The sequence below is a fragment of the Priestia sp. BR_2 genome, assembly GCF_041954005.1.
Classification (GTDB): domain Bacteria; phylum Bacillota; class Bacilli; order Paenibacillales; family Paenibacillaceae; genus Paenibacillus_AQ; species Paenibacillus_AQ lautus_A.
Genome location: NZ_JAVFHM010000256.1, coordinates 1 through 2,254, shown reverse-complemented (window position 1 = coordinate 2,254; position 2,254 = coordinate 1). Strand labels below are relative to the sequence as shown.

The 2,254-nt window shown below is 34.9% G+C and carries 2 protein-coding genes; both read right to left on the bottom strand.

The window, feature by feature from the left end; genetic code table 11:
* Positions 1-109: 109 nt before the first annotated feature.
* Complete coding sequence (locus tag RB298_RS20520) at positions 110-1,744, bottom strand: DEAD/DEAH box helicase (RefSeq protein WP_486048297.1); 1,635 nt, start codon at positions 1,742-1,744, stop codon at positions 110-112.
* Positions 1,745-1,792: 48 nt separating this feature from the next.
* On the bottom strand, positions 1,793-1,960 hold the full coding sequence (locus RB298_RS20515) for a hypothetical protein (protein ID WP_486048295.1): 168 nt from the start codon (positions 1,958-1,960) through the stop codon (positions 1,793-1,795).
* Between the last annotated feature and the right edge of the window lie 294 nt (positions 1,961-2,254).

Genomic DNA, 2,254 nt, shown 5'->3' with positions numbered 1-2,254 from the left:
TGCCCTATTCTTTTCGTCGGCAGCGTCAGATGTGGATACGAGACAGCCGCGTTTGTCTCTTCTATTTTCGCAATGGCTTGTGCCTTTTTGTCTTTTAGTTTCATTTGAATTATGCTCCCATCTGATTATTCATGAAGGCATTCAACATAAGATTTGTACCTTCATCTACCGTTTTATTTGATTTAAGTTTAAATACTGATAACTGCTTCTTGAAGTCGTCTTCCTGTGCGATAGTTATTGATACATTATCTTGAATAACTTCATCATTTTGCGTACCGTTTTTGAGGCATTTGCTATATATAGGACTTGCCTCATTTTCGGTACACTTTTGAACCACCCAGTACTTTTGATTACAGTATTCCGATTTTTTTGAACGCTCTTTTTTACTAGTAAGCTCATATTTAATGCCAGCTTCTTCGAGAAATTTATTGAATGACTTCAACCCTACAGTTTTACGTCTTTTGCTGTCACGAACACCGTATTCGTCAATTAATGTTTGCTTGAATTGTTCTTGATTTTCATCAAACATTTTCACATCAACTAAAGTTTCTAAGTATCCACTTAGCTTTTTGTCATGCATGATTTGACCATAATTATAAACTGGAATGTCAGTGTAAATGCTTGCGACATATTGACCGAATCCCATATCTAACATTAAGTTCGTTTCACGAATGGACTCAATCAAACAAAGCTCACGCATTTTCATATAACGAGGATTAAATTTGCGTCTGTCGTCAGCTAGGATTTCGTCTAACTCTTCTTCACATTTTTTTCTATATCCGATTAACATTTTTGTCGTTGGTGCTACAATACAACCGATAATATCAGAACGTCTTGCTCTTGCGAATTGTTGAATAAATTCAGTTGATGAACGTGGTCGGAAGCTACAGACAACACCAAGATTTTGGTCAATGATATTTACGCCTTCATTCCACACTGAAGTTGACCATACCTTGTATGATGATAAAATGCCTTTGTGTTCGCCTTTCTCACCTTTTACTACAATATCAATCAACTCGTGGTCAGCTTCCTCATAAAGTTCATTATGTTTTGATACAATGAACGCTCCACCATGTTCATTTTTCATGTCTAATACACGTTCAGTTGCTCCCGACACAAACGAAAACACTTTGCATGTATCATTAGCATATTGATTGATATGTCCAAGCAAATCATTATCTTTTTCATAGATTCTAATCGCTTTAAGATTGTTGTTCTGCCGATTTGTAGTAACAAGCGTTTCAATGTTCCACATAGCTGACAATTTGTCCATTGTGTGCATTTCCTTGGGCGTTCCTGTTAAGAAAACTTTCGTTCCTTGTGATTCCTCCATGAATTGAATTGAATAATCCGTTTGCTCGTTCCAACTGTCCTTCACAAAATAATGCGATTCATCGCATACAACAAAATCACTGTCCAAAAATGGCTCTACTCGATGATACAAATTATGTTTATATGCGTATTCAATGGATTGGTACGTCATAATCGTAAATCCGTTACCAAAGAATGCTTGTTCAAATTTCCTTAATTCTTCTTCAATATCTGCTTCGGTCTGCTCTTTCAATGTAAGACGATGAACCAAATATATTGCTGTCTTTTTGTGTTCTCGGCAATACTCCATCAAAGCATTCTTAATCATGTGCGTTTTACCTGCTCCTGGTTCAGCGTACACTCCGTACATTTTCCCGTGTTCTAGCTCACCGAATTGTTCCTTCGTAAGCAAGTTTCTGTGTTTAATTTTCATTGTTCAATTACTCCCTTTGACTGTTGTTTTGACTGTGAAGCGTTTGATTTATTTGTTAGTGATAGCGTGGAAATCTTCGATGAATTGATTTGTTTTTTCAAAAACGAAAATCATCAACTTTTCATCGTCCCTATGTGGTTCAAATCTAACAACTTTATGTCCTAAGCGAATTAATTTCATAGCAATTTCTTTTGTGAAAATACGTTTTTTACTCATCATTCAAATCTCCTTTGACTGTCGTTTTGCTTATTTATATAAACTTTCTAAAGCTAACTTTCTTAAAGCTGCTGAATATGTAATTTCATTGTTTTTTACGTATTGCATGATTTCTTTGTCTTCTTTTTCAGTGAGACGTTTCGAACGTTTCATTTCAAAATTATGTCTTTTCTGTTTCAGATTTATAACTTCCCTTCTTTTCGAAAATGGTCGGTTAAGATATATCTATACAAATTAAAATTGATGAAATAGATTTGCGGACATTTTTTTAATGAGTATTCACAGTTATTGTAT